Below are 21913 nucleotides of genomic sequence, written 5' to 3'. Positions count from 1 at the left end.
AAATAAGATTTTAATTAATACTTCAATTAAATTTCATAAAGTTTTGATTAAAATAATTTTAAGTATTTAGATTTTGAATAATGTAATCCACAAAAATACCAACAGACAAACTGTCATTTTGACGTGTTTAATAAATATACAAATGTATAATATTGCTTATTTTAAAAAATAGATTAATTTTGAATTTTGTAAATCCTTAAAAATGAGTGAAGATTTTATTTATCATAAAAATCCCAATTTTTCAAACCGCTATATTTCCCCAAAAAAATTATTTTTTTTCCTACAAGAGAATTACAGAAATTGTATTACTAAAATTGGAACTTCAACTTTAAACCACCCTATTTTTAAATTTTCTTTCGGGTCGGGAAAATTAAAGATTGCAGCTTGGTCCCAAATGCACGGAAATGAATCTACTGCAACACTTTCAATGTTAGATTTTCTTTATTCATTAGAAGTAGATTTTAAATTAAAATCTAAATTGGAAAAAGAGATTTCTTTAGATTTTATTTTTATGTTAAATCCCGATGGAAGTGAAAGATGGACACGCAGAAATGCTTTGGAAATTGATCTTAACAGAGATTTTAATCAAGAATCTAGTTTAGAAATAAAAATTTTAAAAAACTTACTTCAGAAGGAAAATTATGATTACGCATTGAATTTGCACGATCAAAGAACAATATTCACCACAGACGGAATTCATCCTGCAACTCTTTCATTTCTTGCACCATCAGAGAATTTTGAACGAGAAATTACCGAAACACGTAAAAAAAGCATGTCCATTATTGCGTTTATTTTTAATAAGTTGAGTACAAAATTACCCAATCAAATTGGACGTTATTCTGATGAATATTATCCAAATTCTGTGGGAGATAACTTAACCCAAATGGGAATTCCAACTCTCTTATTTGAAGGTGGTCATTTTCAAAATGATTATTACAGAAATGAAACCCGTAAATTTTATACTATTGCTCTATTTTATGCAATTTGCGGAATGGTTGAATTAAATAATTCAACAACAAATTTTGAAGATTATTTTACAATTCCAGAAAATATAGAAACGCATTACGATATAATTTATAGAAACGTTAATTTAAATACAGACTTTCCTTGCGTTTTAGATGTTGCAATTCAGTTTCGGGAAGATTATAACAACGGCGAAGAAATTCTTTTCACTCCAATTGTGGTAGAAGTTGGTGATGTTGGCAAAAAGAAAGGCTGGAAAGAGATAGATTGCACAGGAAAATTCTTTAAATCTGCTAAAAAATTTCCAAAATTAAATGAGATTCAAAATTTTGAAATTATTTAAATTGAAGCAATTTTAAACCTTTTCATTCTTTAAAACCCGAAATAAATTTTAAAAAAATCCTCTTTAAAATTCTTATCTTTGCACTCTTAATTTTTGAGTGTCAAATCTCAAATCTCAAATCTCAATATTTATGAAATGTGGAATCGTAGGTTTACCAAATGTTGGAAAATCAACTCTTTTTAATTGTCTTAGTAATGCAAAAGCGCAATCTGCAAATTATCCTTTTTGCACTATAGAACCAAATGTAGGAACTGTTTCTGTTCCAGATCCAAGGTTATTTGAACTAGAGAAATTAGTCAATCCAGAACGAGTTTTACCTGCAGTTGTAGAAATTGTAGATATTGCAGGTTTAGTAAAAGGTGCGAGTAAAGGTGAAGGTTTAGGAAACCAATTTTTAGCAAATATAAGAGAATGTGAAGCTATAATTCACGTTTTAAGATGTTTTGAAAATGACAACATTATTCACGTAGAAGGTTCTGTAGATCCACTTCGCGATAAAGATATTATTGATATTGAACTCCAATTGAAAGATGCAGAAACTTTAAATAAAGCCGTAGATAAAGCAAAAAAACACATAAAATCAGGTAAAAAAGAAGATGTTTTAACTTATGAAACTTTGGTTAAATTGACCAATTTTGTAGAAGAAGGTAATAATGCAAGAGAATTCCCAACTGATGATTTTGGTTTAAAAGTGATGAACGAAATTCAACTTCTTACCAATAAACCGATTTTATATGTTTGCAACGTTGATGAAAATTCTATTAAAAACGGAAATCCTTGGATCACAAAAATTGAAGAAATGGCAGCAAAAGAAAATGCCGAAACCATAGTTTTAGCTGCACAAATTGAAGCCGATATTAATGAATTAGACACTTTTGAAGAACGCCAAATGTTTTTAGAAGAACTTGGTTTAGAAGAACCCGGTGTAAACCGATTGATTCGACAAGCTTATCATTTATTAAAATTACAAACTTATTTCACAGCCGGAGTAAAAGAAGTTCGTGCGTGGACAATTGAAAAAGGATTTACTGCGCCACAAGCTGCAGGAGTAATTCACACTGATTTTGAAAAAGGATTTATCCGTGCAGAAGTAATTAAATATGAAGATTTCATTAAATTTGGTTCTGAAGCTAAAGTAAAAGAAGCAGGGAAATTAGCTGTTGAAGGCAAAGAATACATTGTTCAAGATGGTGATATGATGAATTTTAGATTTAATGTTTAAAAATAATTACACATTTTAAATTTTTTTAATCTGTGTAAATCTGTGAAATCTGTGCCTCAAAAGCACACAGATTTCACAGATTTTTTTTTATTAAACTAAAAGATTTTAAACTATGAATTTCAGAACTTTTTTCTTAATTTGTTAATATTAATTTTTTCACTTAACTTCTCAAATTGTAATTTTAATTAAAATTAAAAATTATGCAAAAAAAAATCGCAGTTTTAGTGGGAAGTTTAAGAAAAGAATCCTTCAACAAAAAAATAGCAAATGAATTGATTCGTTTAGCATCACAAACTTTAGAAATGAAAATTGTAGAAATTGGCGATTTACCTTTCTATAATGAAGATTTAGAAGAAAATTGCCCTGAAAAATGGACGGATTTTAGAGAAAAAATTAAAAACTCAGATGCGGTACTTTTCGTTTCTCCAGAATATAATAGAACAATTCCTGGAGTTTTAAAAAATGCAATTGATGTCGCTTCTCGTCCTGGTGGAAAAAGTGTTTGGAAAGGAAAACCTGGCGCAGTTATCACAGCTTCTCCAAGTGGAATTGGTGGTTTTGGTTCTAATCATAACATCCGTCAAGCGGTTGTTTTTCTTGATATTCCAATGATGCAACAACCAGAAATGTATCTCGGAAAGATAAATGAATCTTTCGAAGATAATGGAAAGACCGTAAATGAAAGAACGCAAAAAATTCTTCAAAAATTTCTGGATGCTTATGAAACTTGGATCAATAGATTTTAATTTTTTTTTTAATTATTTAAAATCCAACAATTTCAATTTGATTTTTTCACTTTTTCAAAATTTTCTGAAGAGTGCTTGTATTTTGACAAAGTTAAAATAGAATCTGTGAAAACTGTACATCAATTTTTCCGCAAACAGATTATAGATTTTTATACATTTTTTTTAAACTGTTTTCTTTAAATTTTAAAATCACAAAGCTTTTATTCCTTTTGTAATTAAAAAAATATCGCAACAATTTATATTAAAATTATATTTCAAAAATTAAAATGGATTTCCTATTTTTGTGATTATCCGAAAATTTTGGATTTTAATTAAAATTTTCTAAAAAAATTAATGAGCGAAAATATACAAACGCACTATTCCGAAGATAATATCAGAACCCTCGATTGGCAAGAACACATCAGAATTCGTCCCGGAATGTATATTGGGAAATTAGGAGATGGTTCTTCTGCAGACGACGGAATTTACATTCTCATAAAAGAAATCATAGATAATTCTATTGATGAATTTGTGATGAAAGCCGGTAAAAAAATTGAAATAAAATTAGACGAAGGCAAAATTACGATTCGTGATTACGGACGTGGAATTCCTTTAGGGAAAGTTGTAGATGCAGTTTCTAAAATGAATACTGGTGGAAAATATGATTCTAAAGCATTCAAAAAATCAGTCGGTTTAAACGGAGTAGGAACGAAAGCGGTGAATGCACTTTCAGATTTTTTTCAAGTAAAATCGGTAAGAGAAGGACAAGTAAAAATTGCTGAGTTTTCTAAAGGTTTAATAAAGGAAGACTCTAAAGTAGCAGAAACTGTGGAGAAAAACGGAACTGAAATCAGTTTTATTCCAGATGCTACCATTTTCACTCATTTTAAATTTCGTAAGGAATATATTGAGAAAATGCTGAAAAATTACGCCTATCTCAATCCAGGTTTGAAATTATATTTTAATGGCGAAATTTTTTACAGTGAAAACGGATTAAAAGATTTATTGGCGGAAGAATTGGAAGAAGAAACACTTTATCCAATTATTCATTTGAAAGATGATGATATTGAAGTTGCGATTACCCATTCTGATAAATCACAATCTGAAACCTATTTTTCTTTTGTTAACGGACAAAATACCACGCAAGGTGGAACTCACTTAAATGCTTTTCGCGAAGCTTACGTCAAAACTATTCGAGAATTTTTTAATAAAAATTTCGAAGCTGCAGATATAAGAAAGTCCATAATTGCTGCGGTTGCAGTTAAAGTTGTAGAACCCGTTTTTGAATCTCAAACAAAAACAAAACTTGGTTCAAACGAAATGGAACCGGGAAAGCAAACGGTTCGAACTTTCGTAATTGATTTTATGAAATCTAAACTGGATAATTTTTTACATAAAAATCCAGATGTTGCAGAAGCTATAAATAGAAAAATAATCGTTTCAGAGCGTGAAAGAAAAGAACTTTCCGGCATTCAGAAATTAGCGCGAGAAAGAGCGAAAAAAGTATCGCTCCACAATAAAAAATTGAGAGATTGCAGACAACATTATAGTGACCAAAAAGCTTCAAGAAAATCGGAATCAACAATTTTTATTACAGAAGGAGATTCTGCTTCTGGTTCAATTACTAAATCTAGAGATGTTGAAACACAAGCTGTTTTTAGTCTTAAAGGAAAACCTTTGAACTGTTACGGAATGACTAAAAAAGTGGTTTATGAAAATGAAGAATTTAATTTGCTACAAGCCGCTTTAAATATTGAAAATTCATTAGAAGATTTACGCTACAATCACGTTGTAATAGCAACTGACGCCGATGTTGATGGAATGCACATTCGTTTGCTTTTGATTACTTTTTTCTTGCAATTTTTTCCAGATTTAATTAAAAATGGACATCTTTATATTTTGCAAACACCACTTTTTAGAGTGAGAAATAAAAAAGAAACTAGATATTGTTACACAGAAGAAGAACGTCTAAAAGCCTTAGAAGAATTAGGTAAAAACCCAGAAATCACCAGATTTAAAGGTTTAGGTGAAATTTCTCCAGATGAATTTAAACATTTTATTGGTAAAGATATTCGCTTAGAACCCGTTGTTTTAGGAAAAGATATTAGTATAGAAAATCTTTTAGAATTTTATATGGGAAAAAATACACCCGATCGACAATTATTTATTTTGGATAATTTGGTAATAGAAGAAAATTTAATAGAAAGTAAAGCGATTTTAGAAACTGCAGAAAAGTAAATTTTTGCTATGAGATTAAGTAATAAAGCGAGAATTCCCAAATATAATCTTTTATTGACGGTTATAAATTTAATCATGTTTGTAAGTGTTTTTGCTTATTTATTAGACATATTCAAATTTAATATTTTAGGGTTTTCCAAGTATATTTTACTATTAATATCCATTTTACTTTATGGTATTTTTATTTTAAGAGGTAAACAAATTTTTGAATATGATAGTGATGGAGAAACTCTTAATATTAGAAATAGAAATATTATTGTTCTTTTTAGTGAAATTAAAAATGATGATTTCCCCAAATATAAATTAGTAAAATTTGAAATTAAAGACTTTATAATTTATAAAAGACTTTACATAACTATAACCAGTAAAAAAAAGAATTTCATCACATTAAAGTATGATATTTCATATTTAACTAGAAGAGAAAAAAGAGACTTAAAATTTTCTCTAAATAGGATTTCTAGATTTAACAGAGAAAAAGCAAAATTCGATACAACGAAATGACAGAAGAAAATTCTAACGAAGAAGAAAGTTTAAAAAAAGTTTCCGGGCTTTATCAAGATTGGTTTTTAGATTACGCCTCTTATGTAATTTTAGATCGCGCCATTCCTTCAATTTTTGATGGTTTCAAACCTGTGCAACGTAGAATTATGCATTCTATGCGTGAACTGGAAGATGGTCGTTACAATAAAGTTGCGAATATTGTTGGAAATACGATGAAATATCATCCGCACGGCGATGCTTCTATCACAGATGCAATGGTACAAATTGGTCAAAAAGATATTTTAATTGACACTCAAGGAAACTGGGGAAATATTTACACAGGAGATTCCGCTGCTGCAGCAAGATATATTGAAGCGCGATTAACACCTTTTGCGTTGGAAGTTGTTTTTAATCCGAAAACTACAGAATGGTCTAAATCTTATGACGGAAGAAATAATGAACCTGTAGATTTACCCGTAAAATTCCCATTACTTTTAGCGCAAGGTGTGGAAGGAATTGGAGTAGGACTTTCCACGAAAATAATGCCACATAATTTTAATGAATTAATTAATGCTTCAATTGCCCATTTAAAAGGCAAAAAATTTGAACTTTTTCCTGATTTTTTAACAGGCGGTTTATTAGATGTTGCGAATTATAACGATGGAGAAAGAGGTGGAAAACTTAGAACCAGAGCAAGAATCATTCAAAAAGATAAAAATACTTTATGCATCACAGAATTACCTTTTGGTAGAAATACAGGAGATTTAATAGATAGCGTAATTAAAGCCAATGAAAAGGGCAAAATAAAAATTAAAAAAATTGAAGACAATACTTCTGATGTTGTTGAAATTAATGTTTATTTAAATTCTGACGTTTCGCCGGATAAAACCATCGATGCACTTTACGCATTCACAGACTGTGAAATTTCAATTTCACCAAATGCGTGTGTAATTGTTGGTGACAAACCGATGTTTCTCACGGTTTCAGAAATCCTACGTAGAAATACAGAATTTACAAGAGATTTATTACAACGAGAATTAGAAATTGAACTCCACGAACTTCAGGAGAAATGGCATTTCGCAAGTCTTGAAAAGATTTTTATTGAAAATGAAATTTACCAAGAAATTAAAAATAGAGCTTCCAAAGAAGAAGTTTATGCCGCAGTTGATAAAGCTTTAAAACCTTTTACCAAAAACCTTTTACGAGAAGTTACAACTGAAGATATTATCAAATTAACGGAACTTCCTTTTATGCGGATTTCTCGTTATGATCAAGATAAAGCAGCGGAAAACATTGTTGGTTTAGAAGGTAAAATGGAAGAAGTAAAACACCATTTAGCAAATTTAACAGCGTATGCAATTGCTTATTTTGAAAATATTCAGAAAAAGTATGGTAAAAACCGCGAACGTAAAACAGAATTAAGAATTTTTGATACCATTGATGCTTCAAAAGTTGCCGTTGCAAATGAGAAATTCTACGCTAATTTTGAAGAAGGTTTTATCGGAACTTCGCTAAAAAAAGACCAATATTTATTTGACTGTTCGGATATCGATGACATCATTATTTTTAGAAAAGATGGCGTGATGCAAGTTGTAAAAGTGGAAGCGAAAACTTTTGTCGGTAAAGATTTATTGCATGTAGGGATTTTTAAGAAAAACGACAAACGAACGGTTTATAACATGATTTACCGCGAAGGCAAAGTCGGGCCTTATTTTATGAAGCGCTTTGCTGTAACTTCAATTACACGAAACACTGAATATTTTTTAGCTTCTGAAACCAAAGGTTCAGAAATATTGTATTTCTCCGCAAATCCAAATGGAGAAGCAGAATTGGTTTCTGTATTATTAAAACCCAATGCAAGAGTTCGGAAAAATAAAATTGATATTGATTTCTCAGAATTGGCGATTAAAGGAAGAAATTCCAAAGGGAATTTGGTCACAAAATATGCTGTTAAAAAAGTAGATTTAAAAGAAGAAGGTCATTCAACTTTAGCACCGCGCAAGATTTGGTTTGATGATACAGTTCGCCGTTTAAACGCAGATGCACGTGGAAATTTACTCGGAACTTTTAAAGGCGATGATAAAATTTTACTCGTTAATTCTCACGGTGAAGCAAAACTCATTTCATTTGATTTGCAAAATCGTTTTGATGATGACTATTTAATTTTAGAAAAATGGAAACCAGAACAAGCGCTTTCTTGTATTTACTTTGACGGTGAAAAAGGGATTTATTTTCTAAAAAGATTTTTATTAGAAAATACTTCAAGTGTGCAAAGTTTTTTCCCTTCAGAACATCCGAAATCATTTGTAGAAATGGTAATTACGGAACCAAATGCAACTGCAGAATTAATTTTCGCCAAAGAAAAAGGCAAAGAAAAAGAAAATGAAATTATTAAAATTGATGAATTTATTTCTGTAAAAGGAATAAAAGCGCTCGGAAATCAATTAACAAAAGGCAAAATAAAACTCATTAATTTGGAAATTCCTGAAGCTACGGAAGAATTTAATCCAGGTTTTGACGAGGTAGAATATACGGAAGGTCACGTCAGTTTTATAGACCACGACGTGAAAGACGAGGATTTTAATGAAGAAGGAACAATCGGTTCACTTTTTGGTGACGAAGAATAAAAAAATTTATGAACAGTATTTTATTAATAATAATCGCCGCAACTGCAATTTTCAGTTATTACGGATGGCAAAATCCACCTATTTTTGAAAAATATAAATTCAACGTAGGCGCAATTTTGCGCAACAAAGAATATGTACGTTTGGTTTCTGCAGGTTTTCTGCACGCAGATCCAACGCATTTGATTTTCAATATGTTGACTTTGTATTTTTTCGGTCCGGTTGTTTTGCAATTTTTTGGTCCGCTTGGTTTTATTGTAGTTTATTTTGGTTCAATAATCTTAGGAAATTTATTTTCACTTTATCTTTATAAACATCAAGCGTGGTATTCCGCAATCGGCGCGAGTGGCGGAGTTTCTGGGATTTTATTTGCCGCGATTGGTATGATTCCTACAATGTCAATTTACTTTTTCTTCATTCCAATTGGTATTCCCGGATTTATTTTTGGCTTTGGTTATTTCGCCTATTCCGTTTATTCTATGTTGAAACCGCGCGCAAATGATAATATTGGTCACGCTGCACATTTAGGTGGCGCTGCATTTGGTTTGGTTTACACCATTTTATTACAACCAGAAAGTGCTCAAGAAAATATTTTATTTTTAGGAATTATGGCTTTACCACTGCTTTATTTGGCTTATGTGGTTTTCGTTCAGAAGAAAATTAATTAAAATTTTTAGAAGCAACACGTTTTCATTTTCTCCGAAAACTGTTCCCGCTTTCCACTATATCTTTTCCTTTTTTTGTAAAAAAAGAAAAAGGATGTCGTTACAATCGGGGCTAAAAAGTTTGGGAATTCTTTTTCATTGGGAAGAAATTACATTTACGAATTAATTTCATATTTGTTCTCTTACTTACATTTAAAAAGTAATTTTAAAAATAATATAAAAAATTATTAATTTTATCTTTTTATATGATTAAATAAGAATAAACTGTTTTGAATAAATAAATTTCACTTGAAACTAGAAGCTATGTCAAAATTATTTATAACTAACTTCTTGGCAATTTTTTTCTGCCTAATTACATTGAATGCAAAATCTCAAATAAAAACTGAAAAAGCAACTTTTTCAGATATGGTAGAAAAATTTGATTCAATGCCTTCCGATTATTATTATCATTTTATAACAGATAATTCTGGCAAATTGATAAAAAAAATAGAAGGCTTTAAGGCTTTTGGTCTTAATTCTTTTAGATTCTGGCCAAAAGAACGAACTTTTGTTTATATTTTAAATGAAAGAGTTTCCACAGGTGGAGCTACCACAGAAACTCATGTGAAAAGAGAAGACACTTTCCAAATTGATGAATCATCAATACAATATATTCCATCCAATAATTCTTACAGTTTTAATGGCTACAAAATTCAAGAAGAAAATATCACTTATAATCCTCGTAAAATTATTAAAAAAACAATCGATGATGATGTTGTTTATTATTTTATGATAAGCAACGGAAAAAAATATTTTAATTCCGTAACAATCCTTACAAGACGTGATGATGGGAATTTAGATACCAGAAGATTTTATGATCAATAAGCAATTCTAAACCCTTTTCCATTTCACATTCATTATTACAATTGCAGCAATAATCAAAGAAATCCCAATCCATTGGGAAAAAGCGACGTGTTCGTGCAATAAAGTGAAAGCCATCATCACAGAAACCGGAAGTTCTAAAGAAGAAACAATACTTCCCAAACCAATTCCTGTTAAAGGAAATCCTGCATTTAACAAAAGTGGCGGAATCACTGTTCCAAATAAAGATAAAACAATCGCCCATTTTGCGAAAATCATAAAATTAAATTCTTTAGGTGTAGAAAAAATTCCCATTAAATGATTAAAGCTTTCAGATTGACTTGGTAAAATTTGAGTAATTATTGTAAAAATTAAAACTAAAATTCCACCGCCAAAAAGCATGTATAAACTTCTTTGCGCTGAAGAAATATTTACAGCAATTCTATTGGCTGTAAACATAGTTGTTGTGAAAGAAGCAGCTGCTAATAAACCGAAAAATAAACCAATTGGATTAAGATGAACAGAAGTATTCATTAAATTCGTCGCTAAAGCGGTTCCAATTAAGACAATTACAACTGCAATAATTTTTAAAGTGGATGGTATTTTTTTCTCTAAAATCATTTCTAAAACTACACCCATCCAAACAGTTTGCATTAATAAAACGATGGCGATAGAAACTGGAATATCAAATTTTACTGCCAAATAATAAAAAATACTTGTCATTCCTGTGGAACTTCCCGCCAACATAAGTTGTCTAATATTTTTCTTTGAAGCTTTTTCTGCGGTATTTTTGTTTTTCTTTTTTAAAAATAGATTAATTAAAAGCATTGCAATGATACCAAAAGAGAATTGTGAAAATGTAATTTCTGCCGTAGTGTAACCTTCTTCATAAGCCATTTTCACAAAAGTTGCAAGCATCCCATAACTTGTCGCGCCCAATGCAACTAAAAAAACACCTTTCAATACTGAATTATTTACCATTTTATTTTTTTAAAAAGACGACAAAGATAATGAATTGAACTTATACAATTTAATTTTGAATGCGATTTTGATTTGTATATTTTAAGTTTTTAAAATAATATTTTTTTAAAACATAGGGAAAATGAAACTAAATTTTTATTTTTATAACTGAATACTTTAAATTTCATCTATGAAAAATTTTTCTTTTTTATTTTTGCTAATTAGTGCAACAGTTTTCGCACAAAAAAATATTGAATTCACTGATGAAGTTGCAGCAAAATTGGCGGAAAAACCAATGCTTTGTATCAATCAGCAATATCCAAATAAAACAGCACATATTATTAATAATGCGGAAGAAGCAGTTTTAACACCGCAAGAATTACATCCTATTTTTTATGGTTGTTTTGATTGGCATTCTTCTGTTCATGGACATTGGATGTTGGTAAAAATTTTAAAAACTAAAACAAGTTTTGCAAAATCTGCAGAAATTATAGCTATTTTAGATAATTCATTTCAGACTGATAAAATGAAAAAAGAAGCTGATTATTTCACAAAATATGAAGTTTCACAAAATTTCGAAAGAACTTATGGATGGGCGAGGCTTTTAAAATTAGATGAAGAATTGGCATTTTGGGACAATCCGAAAGCCAAAATCTGGCATAAAAATTTAAAACCTTTAACCGATGAAATTCTGAGACTTTGGAAAAATTATTTACCCAAACAAACGTATCCAAACAGAACCGGCGTTCATCCAAATACCGCGTTTGCAATGTCTTTTGCATTAGATTTGGCGAGAGCGACCGGCGATAAAGATTTCGAGAAAATGTTGGTAGAAAAGACAAAATATTTTTATTTAAAAGATAAAGATACGCCTGCTTATTTAGAACCGGACGGAAGTGATTTTTTCTCGCCAAGTCTAGAAATTGCAGGTTTAATGCGGAGAATTCTTCCGCAAAATGAATTTGTAACTTGGTTAAATCAATTTTATAATAAAAGAAGTATTGAAAATATTTCTAAAATCCCCGTAATTAGTGATATTAATGATTTTCAAACGGTTCATTTGGTTGGATTGTCTTTTACAAAAGCCTGGTGTATGAAAGGTATTTCCGATGTATTACCTAAAAATCATCCGTTAAAAGAAAAATTCAAAAAAACTGCTAATGTTTTTCTGGAAAATGGATTGCCTTTGGTTTTCGCAGGAAATTATGGCGGAGATCATTGGTTGGCGAGTTTTGCGGTTTATGCGCTTTCGAATGAATAATTTAACTACAATATTTTTCGCGTAATAATTTTGCTCCTTGGTCAGAATTATAACCAATTAATGAAATTCCATAGCCACATTCGATTTCTTTTTTAATTAATAAATCGGCGACAAAATTTTTAAAATATTCAGTGTTTTTAATATTTTCAGGAAGATTGTAAAGTTTATTTAAATCTAAATTGATTTTGTTTTCAATTACCGTTTTCGCAAAATAATCATTAAGACTTTCAATATCATATTTTGAATTAATTAAAAATTCTACTTTAATTTTTTCGTTATTTTTAGCAAGAATTTCAACAAAATTATTTTTTCCAATTTGAAAATAAGGCTCATAAATTCTACTATATAAAACAGAGGGTAAAATGCGCTGACCTTTGTAATAATTAGCCTTTACATTTAGTTTTGAAATTTCATTAAAGTTTATAATTTTATTATTTATTGAAATATATTTTTCATCAAAAATAACTTTTCCTATTATAAAAGCATTTAAATTTTGATATGTAACTGGTGACATATTTGATATATAACCAAATAGTAAACAAATAATGAAAACAAATATTAATAAATTTGATGTTCCATCTTTTATTTCAATAGTTGAGTGAAAACATTTAGTTAAAATTTCGCCATATAATGCGAAAAGAAATAATAAGATAAACGGTCCGAGTGCAAGATATTGCGACCAAGTTATTTCCCCGATCCAAGATTTTCTTTTTATGGTTTGAAATTTTAGCATTAAAACTAAATCTTCTCAAAATTATCCGCATTTCTAAACTCACTTATAAAATGCAGTTTCACATTCGGGAATTTTTCCTGCGTCATATGGATTGTGAAAGAAGAATCTGCTAAAAATACCAGTTGGTTAAATTTGTCTCTTGCTAAAAAACGTTGTTTTAAACGCGCAAATTCTTTAAATTCTTCGGATTTTTCATCGGCTTCGATCCAACACGCTTTATGAATGGAAAGTGGTTCATAACTACATTTTGCACCATATTCATGTTCCAATCTGTATTGAATAACTTCATATTGCAACGCGCCAACTGTTCCGATAATTTTACGGTTATTCATTTCCATTGTAAACAATTGAGCGACACCTTCATCCATTAATTGGTCAATTCCTTTATTTAATTGTTTCGCTTTTAATGGATCAGAGTTATTGATATATCTAAAATGTTCCGGTGAAAAATTGGGAATTCCTTTAAAATTAATTTTTTCTCCAGCAGTTAAAGTATCTCCAATTCTAAAATTTCCAGTATCGTGAAGTCCAACAATATCACCCGGAAAACTTTCTTCCACTATTTCTTTTTTGTCGGCAAAAAAGGCGTTTGGCGAAGAAAATTTTAATTTTTTACCATCACGCACCAAAAGATAATTTTCATTTCTTTTAAAAGTTCCCGAAACGATTTTCACGAACGCCAAACGGTCGCGGTGTTTCGGATCCATATTTGCGTGGATTTTAAAGACAAATCCTGTAAAATCATTTTCTTCGGGTTTTACTAAACGAATATCTGAATTCTTTGGTTGCGGTTTTGGCGCAATTTCTATAAATGCATCAAGCAATTCCCGAACACCAAAATTATTTAAAGCAGAACCGAAAAAGACCGGCTGTAATTCACCTGAAAGATATTCCTCTCTATTAAAAGGTGGATATACCTCCTGAATTAATTCCAATTCTTCACGCAATGTTTCCGCTGCTTTCTTACCGATAACTTCATCGATACTTTCATCATTAATATTATCAAACTTAATGGTTTCGCTTACTCTTTGTTTTTTTTCCTCTAAAAATAATTGAATATTATTTTCCCAAATATTATAAATTCCCTGGAAACTTTCGCCCATTCCGATTGGAAGCGAAAGAGGACAAGTTCGTAAACCTAATTTTTGTTCTACTTCATCTAATAAATCAAACGCATCTTTTCCTTCTCTATCCAATTTATTAATGAAAACCAACATCGGAATATTCCGCATTCTACAAACTTGAACTAATTTTTCAGTTTGCTCTTCTACACCTTTTGCCACGTCTATCACGACAATTACGGAATCTACAGCCGTTAAAGTTCGGTAAGTATCTTCCGCAAAATCTTTGTGACCGGGCGTATCGAGAATATTTATTTTATAATTTTTGTATTCAAAAGCCAAAACAGAAGTTGCCACAGAAATCCCTCTTTGCCGCTCGATTTCCATAAAATCGGAAGTTGCACCTTTTTTTATTTTATTTGATTTTACCGCGCCCGCTTCCTGAATTGCGCCACCAAAAAGCAATAGCTTTTCTGTTAAAGTCGTTTTACCGGCATCTGGATGCGAAATAATTCCAAAGGTTTTCCTTTTATTGATTTCTTTTTGTAAAGACATTTATGAAATTTTAAATTTTTTGATTCTGAATTTTAAATTCAAATCTTTTGTAAACTTTATCTAAATTTAATCAACAAAATAATATTTTCTCTTTTGTCGTAAAATTCAGATTGCAAAAATCGTGTTTTTTTATGGAAAATGAAAACGATCTTTTGGTATGAAAATAAAAGAGGATTTCGTTAAAAAAAATTTAAAGCATTTATTTAATTTCAAATAAATAGATTATTTTTAAAAGTAATTAATGAGAAAGAAATTAAAAATACGACAATTGCCTTATTGTAAAGTAATGTGGTATTATCGAATTTTACAATGATAAATATTTCAATTTTAATAATTCGGATTATGAAAAAACTTACAATTTTACTGTTACTTATTTTTAGTAACACGTTTCTTTTTGCGCAAATTGCGTATAAAATACAAGTCGGAGATCAATTGGTTTACCAAGTTGAAGCGGGAAATGTGGAATACGATTTCATTGTAACTCCAACAAAATTAAGTTCGAGTGGAATTACGTTTGAGTATAAAATGACTGAACCTGCGAATAAAACCGGAACTATTTCGATGAATGAAGAAGCGCTAAATAATGCCACTGCAATGTACAATAGATTTTCTGGTGGAAATGTGAATCTTACCGATCAAACTTCTGTTTTTGCAAGTAAAAAAATGATGAATGAAGCTGAAAAAGGATGTGCAGATTTTTTTATAAATGGCATAAATTCTCCTGCAGAACATTTTGAAACTCTACAAACAGATACAAGTCCAACCACTAATTCTACTTATATAAGATGGATAAAAAATATTAACGGAAATGATTATTTTCTTGACGGTCCAATTATGGAAAATGCAGATGGTTCCAAAGCGATTCGTTTTACTGATGGAGACGGTTTTCCTTTTATTACTTTTATGGAACTTGATTTTAAAATTTATATAAAAGAAATCATTCGAAAAAATTAATTTTTTCCCTTTTTAAATGAATTTGTAATAAACATTCTGAATATAATACCGGGTTCGTTCCTTAGAAGTTTTTCTTCAATTTTAATTTATCTTTGTGAAAATTTAATTATTGGAAACATTCAAAAAAAATAATTTTACGATTGGTTGGCGTGAAATCGGTATTTTATTGGGCGGTTATTTTGCTGCACAAATTGTACTTGGTTTTATAATGGCATTTTATATTTATGTTTTAAAATCAGATTTCCAGTCTTCTTCCAGTTTTCTGTTGATTGCGTATCTTTTAAGTTTAGGTTTGCCGATTTTATTTTTTGATTTATTTGTAACCAGACCAAAAGGTTATAAACTTAATTTCAATTTTTCTTCAAAACCATTTCTTACTTATTTTTTAATCTTTCCGATGATGTTCGGAATGATGTTGATTTCTGAATATTTAACTAATTTAATTCCTACAACAGGTCCGTTTTTCGGTTGGCTTTATTTAAAATTTATGGCGCAAATGAATTCCATTTCAGTGGATCATGTTGCAATGCTAATTATGGTTGCTGTTTTTGCACCGCTTTTAGAAGAGATTTTATTTCGTGGGATTATTTTAAGAGCAATGCTAAACAAAGGTATGAATCCTAAAAAAGCCATTGTTTTTTCAGCTTTAATTTTTGGTGCAATTCACGGTTATCCGTGGCAATTTTTGGGCGCATTTTTGCTTGGCTTAGTTTTAGGATTGGTGTATTGGAAAACAGAATCTTTATTAATGTCAATTTTACTTCACGCTTTTAATAATTTTATTGCAGCAATGTTAATCATTTTTACAAAAGGCCAAAGTTTTACTCAAGGTTTTGGTGTCTCAGAAATTTATATTTTACTCATTGGTTTAGTATTATTTGGGACTTCCTATTATTATTTTATGCACCGAAACAAAGTAGTTTATCAAGATAATTAAGGAATTTTTTTAACAATATTAGACAACTTCACTATCAAACGAATTAAAATAAAACAGAATTAATAATGGAACTTTTAGTTGCAACACATAATCTTCACAAAAAAGAAGAAATTCAACAAATTTTAGGCACAGAATATTTAGTCACAAGTTTAACGGATTATGATATTAATGATGAAATTGTAGAAGACGGAAAAACCTTTCAGGAAAATGCATTAATAAAAGCAAAATATTGTTTCGAAAAAACCGGAAAACCAAGTTTGGGCGATGATTCTGGTTTAGTTGTTGAAGCTTTAGATGGAAGACCGGGAATTTTTTCTGCGCGGTATGCAGGAAATCATGATTTTAAGAAAAATATTGCCAAAGTTTTAGAAGAATTAAAAGACGAACCCAATAGAAAAGCTTATTTTGTTTCTATGCTTTGCTACAAAGATGAAAATGGAGAACATTTTTTTGAAGGCAGAGTTTATGGAAATATTACAGAAAAAACTTTTGGTGAAGAGGGTTTTGGTTACGATCCAATTTTTACGCCGGAAGATCAAAACCAAACTTTTGCGGAAATGCACGCGGAAGATAAAAATAAAATTAGCCATCGTAAGCTTGCTTTAGACCAATTTATTCAGTTTTTAAATGTGGAAAATAAGTTATAATTTGTAACTTCAAATTCTTAAGCAAATATTTTGAGTTCTTATCTTACAATTCTTGGTTTTAATTCTGCAATTCCAACCATTAATACATCTCCAACTGCTCAGTTTTTAGAAATGGAAGATCGCCATTTTCTGATTGATTGTGGAGAAGGAACTCAAGTTCAGTTGAGAAAAGCAAAGGTGAGATTTTCTAAAATAAATCATATTTTTATTTCACATTTACATGGCGATCATTGTTTTGGTTTGCCTGGTTTAATCGCATCTTTCAGACTTTTGGGTAGAGATAAACCTTTAAATGTTTATGGTCCGGAAGGAATAAAAGAAATGCTTGAAACTATTTTTAGAATTACCGAAACTTACCGTGGTTTTGAAATAATTTACCACGAATTAAATAAAAATTATTCCGAAAAAATTTATGAAGATAATAGAGTAGAAGTCTTCACAATACCTTTAAATCACAGGATATATTGCAACGGTTATATATTTAAAGAGAAGGAAAAAGAACGGCATTTAAATATGTCAGAAATTTCAAAATATTCTGAAATTGAAACCTGCGATTATCAAAATATTAAAAACGGAAAAGATTTTGAACTTTCTGATGGTTACGTTTTAAAAAATGAAAAATTGACAACCGAACCATCTCCACCAATTTCTTACGCTTTTTGCAGTGATACTCGGTATTTAGAAGATGTAATTCCAATAATTAAAAATGTAAATGTATTGTATCACGAATCTACTTTTTTACATAATTTAAAAGAAATGGCAGATTATACAGGACATACAACTGCATTTGAAGCGGCTCAAATTGCAAAAGCTGCGAACGTAAAAAAATTAATTTTAGGTCATTTTTCTAATCGATATGGAGATTTGAGTGTGTTTACAGATGAAGCAAGACAAATTTTTCCTGCTACATTTTTACCAAAAGCCTTGGAAACTATTAAATTAGAATGAGCAAAAACAAAGTAAATTTGGATGAAGTTTTTTTATTATTAAATGAAAAAGCGGAACAATACAATCATCCAGATTTTATAGAACTAGATCCAATAAGCATTCCGCATCGTTTTTCACTAAAACAAGATATAGAAATTTCAGGCTTTTTAACTGCGACAATTTCATGGGGAAACCGAAAATCTATTTTAAATTCAGCACAGAAAATGCTGGATTTTATGGATAATTCGCCTTATGATTTTATCCAAAATTTCACGGAAAAAGATTTAAAAATTCTTGAAAATAAAGCGATTCATCGAACCTTTAATGGTGAAGATTTTTCTAATTTTTTAATTAATTTAAAAAGAATTTATCAGAGTTTTGAAAGTCTTGAAGATTTGTTTCTTTTAAAGGAAAATGAAACCAATTTTTATCATTCTTTAGAAAGATTTCGCACCTATTTTTTGCGAGAAAATTCTGGAAGATCTTCGAAACACGTGAGTTCAACTTACAAGAATTCTGCAGCAAAAAGATTGATAATGTTTCTGCGTTGGATGGTTCGCAAAGATTTGAAAAGAGTAGATTTTGGAATTTGGAACAATTTAAATCCACAATATTTATCAATTCCATTAGATGTTCATACCGCAAATATTTCACGTGAATTAGGACTTTTAAATCGTACGCAAAACGATTGGAAAGCGGTGGAAGAATTAGATTTAACCATTAGGAAGTACAATCCAGAAGATCCCGCAGTTTTAGATTTTGCATTGTTTGGAATGGGTGTGAATAAAGATTTTTAAGAGATTTTTAGATTGGATTTTTAGGTTAAAAAAATCAAAAAAAGTTTTGTGTTTTTTATCTAGAAAAAAATATCTTTACGTAATGAAAAAAACTCAAAAATCTGCCGCGGTAGGTTTTATTTTTATTACCATATTAATTGATGTTACAGGATGGGGAATTGTAATTCCTGTTGTACCAAAATTAATACAAGAATTAATTCACGCAGATGTAAGTGAAGCTGCAAAATACGGTGGTTGGCTAAGTTTTGCATATGCTTCTATGCAATTTATTTTCGCGTCTGTCTTAGGTGGATTGAGTGATAAATTTGGAAGAAGACCAATAATTTTATTTTCACTTTTGGGTTTTGCAGGAAACTTTTTTCTTCAAGCTTGGGCGCCTACAATTTTTTGGTTGTTTGTTGGTAGAATTTTTTCTGGCGTTACAGGAGCGAGTATTACAACGGCAAGTGCTTATATTGCAGATGTTTCAACAAATGAAAATCGAGCGAAAAATTTTGGTTTAATTGGGGCAGCTTTTGGTTTAGGATTTATTATAGGACCTGTAATTGGTGGACTTTTGGGACAATTTGGTTCGAGAGTTCCATTCGTTGCTGCAGGAATTTTATGTTTAATTAATTTTCTTTACGGTTATTTTGTTTTGCCAGAAAGTTTGCCGAAAGACCAGAGAAGAAATTTTTCTATTAAAAGAGCAAATCCGATTGGTTCTTTATTAAGATTAAAAAAATATCCGGAAATTTTAGGTTTAATTGCGGCGTTGATTTTAGTTTATATTGGTGGACACGCTGTACAAACGAATTGGACGTATTTCACAATGTATAAATTTAATTGGTCTGAAAAAACGGTGGGACTTTCTTTGGGTGTAGTTGGTTTAATTACAGCTTTAGTTCAAGGCGTTTTAATACGCTACATCAATCCAAAAATTGGGAATGAAAAAAGTATTTATTACGGTTTAATTCTCTATTCTTTTGCGATGATTTTGTTTGCATTTGCTACAAATAGTTGGATGATGTTTGCTTTTTTAGTTCCTTACGGATTGGGCGGAATTGCAGGTCCAGCTTTGCAAAGTGTAATTTCTGCACAAGTTCCCAGAAATGAACAAGGCGAATTACAAGGTGCACTCGCAAGTTTGGTGAGTTTAACTGCCATTATTGGTCCGCCTTTAATGACAAATACTTTTTTCTATTTTACTCATAAAGAAGCGCCATTTCTTTTTCCAGGTGCGCCGTTTTTTCTCGCATCCGTTTTAATGGGAATTGCTGCGATTGTTTCTTATCGTGTTTTTAAAACTGAAAAATTAAAAAAAGAAAATGAGATTATAGATTTATAAAAATTAATATGATAAATTTTAAATATTAAATTAATAATTCTTCGTAAAATCTTTAATATTCAGTATTTCGTAAATATATATTAAAAAGAATTTAGACTTTAATAATAAGAAAAATCTTTTGATACAATACATAAAAGAGAAGTATTAAATATTTCTTAAAATCAATTTTCAATTAAAATCTTTTGTAATTTAGCCGCATGGAATTGAGTTTAGGTGAAATGCTAATGATTGTTTTAGCAATCGTAGTATTATTTGGACCGGATAAAATACCGGAAATCGCCCGCGGTTTAGGGCAAGGTGTTCGCAAAATGCGTGGCGCAATGGAGGATATCAAAACTGATATTATGAAAGAAACAGACAATCCTGTCTCGGAAATAAAAAAGGAAATTGATAAAATTAGAGATGCTGCAAAAGATTTTAATCCTTTAGTGGACGTTGAAAAAACAATCGGCGAAGATTCTTCTGTTCAAAATTTGTTGGAAGATCCAACGCATGAAGGTCCAGTAAGTCGATAAAAAATGATTGAGGAGTTTATAAACAAAGATCAAGAGGCTTTGCTTTTCCTCAATGGTTTAGGGACAAAAAGTTTTGATCCCTTTTGGATTTTAATGTCAGATAAATGGATTTGGGTTCCACTTTACATAATTTTTGTTTACTTACTTTATAAAAATTATAAACTCAGAAATTTAATTTTCATTTTAATTTTCATTGGTCTTGGAATAACAATTTCTGATCAAATAGCAACAATTTTTAAATTTGGAGTTTTAAGATTAAGACCTTGTCACAATCCATTTTTAGAAACGAAAATGAGATTAGTAACTTGTGGCGGAATGTATGGATTTTACTCTTCTCACGCTTCAAATACTTTTTTTCTAGCTACTTTTCTTTCTGCACTTTTAGGAAAAAAATATAAATTTTTCACTATTTCTGTATTTCTTTGGGCGATAATTGTTTCTTACAGTAGAATTTATCTAGGTGTGCATTTTCCTTTTGATGTGGCATTTGGAGCTGCGGCTGGTTTTCTTTTGGGCGGTTTATTTTCAGTTCTAGCGAAGAGAACAATTAGAATTAAAAGATTAAAAAATTACCATTAAGAATTATTAAGTAATTAATAAAATTAAGTTTTGTTAAATTCTAAACTTCACTTTTACCTTTTATCTTTTCCTTAATCATTATGATAAGGTTTACCCTGCAAAATACTTGCTGCACGATAAATTTGTTCCACAAAAAATAAACGAATCATTTGATGTGTAAATGTCATTTTTGAAAGTGATATTTTTTCTGTGGCTTTTTCATAAATTTCATCTGAAAAACCATAAGCTCCACCCACTAAAAAGCAGATTCTTTTCACTGAAGAATTCATATAAAAATCTAATTTTTCTGAAAATTCTCGGCTGGTAAATTGTTTTCCTTTTTCATCTAAAAGAACGACATAATCTGAAGAATCAAATTGATTTTGGAATAATTTTGTTTCTTCTTTTTTAATTAAATCAGGCGTTAAACTTTTGGCATTTTTTACATCGGGTAAAATAATAATTTCAAAATTCCAATGTTTTGGAAGCCGCTGTAAATAATAGGAGAGTAGGCTTGAAATTTCTTTGTCGTCAGTTTTCCCAATGCATATTAAATTGATTCTCATTTCTTATCTTTGTTT

The 21913-nt window shown here is 30.1% G+C and carries 21 protein-coding genes; 17 read left to right on the top strand and 4 right to left on the bottom strand.

What is annotated here, in order from left to right:
* Positions 1 to 202 precede the first annotated feature (202 nt).
* The 8 genes from ACN0WB_RS11070 (at position 203) to ACN0WB_RS11035 (ending at position 10124) form a co-directional block, all read left to right on the top strand.
* Entirely contained in the window at positions 203 to 1306 is a 1104-nt protein-coding gene (locus tag ACN0WB_RS11070) for a M14 family zinc carboxypeptidase (protein ID WP_417431751.1), read from the top strand.
* A gap of 130 nt (positions 1307 to 1436) precedes the next feature.
* Complete coding sequence (gene ychF / locus ACN0WB_RS11065; protein ID WP_417431749.1) at positions 1437 to 2528, top strand: redox-regulated ATPase YchF; 1092 nt, start codon at positions 1437 to 1439, stop codon at positions 2526 to 2528.
* A gap of 200 nt (positions 2529 to 2728) precedes the next feature.
* Complete coding sequence (locus ACN0WB_RS11060; protein ID WP_417431747.1) at positions 2729 to 3274, top strand: NADPH-dependent FMN reductase; 546 nt, start codon at positions 2729 to 2731, stop codon at positions 3272 to 3274.
* Between the two features lie 333 nt (positions 3275 to 3607).
* Positions 3608 to 5491: a DNA topoisomerase IV subunit B gene (locus ACN0WB_RS11055; protein ID WP_417431745.1), complete on the top strand. Its 1884-nt coding sequence runs from the start codon at positions 3608 to 3610 to the stop codon at positions 5489 to 5491.
* A 75-nt stretch (positions 5492 to 5566) separates the two neighbouring features.
* A complete protein-coding gene (locus tag ACN0WB_RS11050) occupies positions 5567 to 5992 on the top strand; it encodes a hypothetical protein (RefSeq protein WP_417431743.1) in 426 nt (141 codons plus the stop codon).
* Positions 5989 to 8598, top strand: coding sequence for a DNA gyrase/topoisomerase IV subunit A (locus tag ACN0WB_RS11045; protein ID WP_417431741.1), 2610 nt, complete (start codon positions 5989 to 5991; stop codon positions 8596 to 8598). Before ACN0WB_RS11050 ends, ACN0WB_RS11045 begins: the two co-directional genes overlap by 4 nt.
* 8 nt (positions 8599 to 8606) lie before the next feature.
* On the top strand, positions 8607 to 9263 hold the full coding sequence (locus tag ACN0WB_RS11040; protein ID WP_417431739.1) for a rhomboid family intramembrane serine protease: 657 nt from the start codon (positions 8607 to 8609) through the stop codon (positions 9261 to 9263).
* A 300-nt stretch (positions 9264 to 9563) separates the two neighbouring features.
* The gene (locus ACN0WB_RS11035) at positions 9564 to 10124 is read left to right on the top strand and encodes a hypothetical protein (protein ID WP_417431737.1); all 561 of its coding nucleotides are present in this window, start codon (positions 9564 to 9566) and stop codon (positions 10122 to 10124) included.
* A gap of 6 nt (positions 10125 to 10130) precedes the next feature.
* On the opposite strand, the gene ACN0WB_RS11030 is transcribed toward ACN0WB_RS11035, so the two are convergent.
* A complete protein-coding gene (locus tag ACN0WB_RS11030; RefSeq protein WP_417431735.1) occupies positions 10131 to 11081 on the bottom strand; it encodes an EamA family transporter in 951 nt (316 codons plus the stop codon).
* 169 nt (positions 11082 to 11250) lie between these two features.
* On the opposite strand from ACN0WB_RS11030, the gene ACN0WB_RS11025 reads away from it, so the two are divergent.
* Entirely contained in the window at positions 11251 to 12321 is a 1071-nt protein-coding gene (locus ACN0WB_RS11025) for a DUF2891 domain-containing protein (protein WP_417431733.1), read from the top strand.
* Between the two features lies 1 nt (position 12322).
* Here the strand turns inward: ACN0WB_RS11025 and ACN0WB_RS11020 are convergent, their stop codons facing one another.
* Both ACN0WB_RS11020 and ACN0WB_RS11015 read right to left on the bottom strand, forming a co-directional pair.
* On the bottom strand, positions 12323 to 13054 hold the full coding sequence (locus ACN0WB_RS11020; protein ID WP_417431732.1) for a hypothetical protein: 732 nt from the start codon (positions 13052 to 13054) through the stop codon (positions 12323 to 12325).
* 5 nt (positions 13055 to 13059) lie between these two features.
* The gene (locus ACN0WB_RS11015) at positions 13060 to 14670 is read right to left on the bottom strand and encodes a peptide chain release factor 3 (protein WP_417431730.1); all 1611 of its coding nucleotides are present in this window, start codon (positions 14668 to 14670) and stop codon (positions 13060 to 13062) included.
* Between the two features lie 342 nt (positions 14671 to 15012).
* Between ACN0WB_RS11015 and ACN0WB_RS11010 the strand changes: the two genes are divergently transcribed.
* From ACN0WB_RS11010 to ACN0WB_RS10975, 8 genes are all read left to right on the top strand, one after another.
* Positions 15013 to 15624, top strand: coding sequence for a hypothetical protein (locus ACN0WB_RS11010; protein WP_417431728.1), 612 nt, complete (start codon positions 15013 to 15015; stop codon positions 15622 to 15624).
* A gap of 109 nt (positions 15625 to 15733) precedes the next feature.
* Complete coding sequence (locus tag ACN0WB_RS11005; protein ID WP_417431726.1) at positions 15734 to 16561, top strand: CPBP family intramembrane glutamic endopeptidase; 828 nt, start codon at positions 15734 to 15736, stop codon at positions 16559 to 16561.
* A 65-nt stretch (positions 16562 to 16626) separates the two neighbouring features.
* Positions 16627 to 17208: an RdgB/HAM1 family non-canonical purine NTP pyrophosphatase gene (gene rdgB / locus ACN0WB_RS11000; RefSeq protein ID WP_417431724.1), complete on the top strand. Its 582-nt coding sequence runs from the start codon at positions 16627 to 16629 to the stop codon at positions 17206 to 17208.
* A gap of 30 nt (positions 17209 to 17238) precedes the next feature.
* On the top strand, positions 17239 to 18156 hold the full coding sequence (locus ACN0WB_RS10995) for a ribonuclease Z (protein WP_417431722.1): 918 nt from the start codon (positions 17239 to 17241) through the stop codon (positions 18154 to 18156).
* Entirely contained in the window at positions 18153 to 18932 is a 780-nt protein-coding gene (locus ACN0WB_RS10990) for a TIGR02757 family protein (RefSeq protein ID WP_417431721.1), read from the top strand. Before ACN0WB_RS10995 ends, ACN0WB_RS10990 begins: the two co-directional genes overlap by 4 nt.
* An 82-nt stretch (positions 18933 to 19014) precedes the next feature.
* Positions 19015 to 20259 carry a TCR/Tet family MFS transporter gene (locus ACN0WB_RS10985; protein WP_417431719.1) on the top strand — a complete coding sequence of 415 codons (1245 nt, stop codon included), beginning with the start codon at positions 19015 to 19017 and terminating at the stop codon, positions 20257 to 20259.
* A 197-nt stretch (positions 20260 to 20456) separates the two neighbouring features.
* Entirely contained in the window at positions 20457 to 20774 is a 318-nt protein-coding gene (locus ACN0WB_RS10980) for a Sec-independent protein translocase subunit TatA/TatB (protein ID WP_417431717.1), read from the top strand.
* Between the two features lie 6 nt (positions 20775 to 20780).
* Positions 20781 to 21353 (top strand): phosphatase PAP2 family protein, encoded by a 573-nt coding sequence (locus ACN0WB_RS10975; RefSeq protein WP_417431757.1) that lies wholly within the window; start codon positions 20781 to 20783, stop codon positions 21351 to 21353.
* A gap of 71 nt (positions 21354 to 21424) precedes the next feature.
* On the opposite strand, the gene rlmH is transcribed toward ACN0WB_RS10975, so the two are convergent.
* On the bottom strand, positions 21425 to 21898 hold the full coding sequence (gene rlmH / locus ACN0WB_RS10970) for a 23S rRNA (pseudouridine(1915)-N(3))-methyltransferase RlmH (protein WP_417431715.1): 474 nt from the start codon (positions 21896 to 21898) through the stop codon (positions 21425 to 21427).
* Positions 21899 to 21913: the final 15 nt, after the last annotated feature.

The organism is Halpernia sp. (assembly GCF_048269545.1).
Taxonomy (GTDB): domain Bacteria; phylum Bacteroidota; class Bacteroidia; order Flavobacteriales; family Weeksellaceae; genus Halpernia.
The sequence above is the reverse complement of the archived record's forward strand: the minus strand, read 5'-3'. Positions and strand labels throughout refer to the sequence as shown.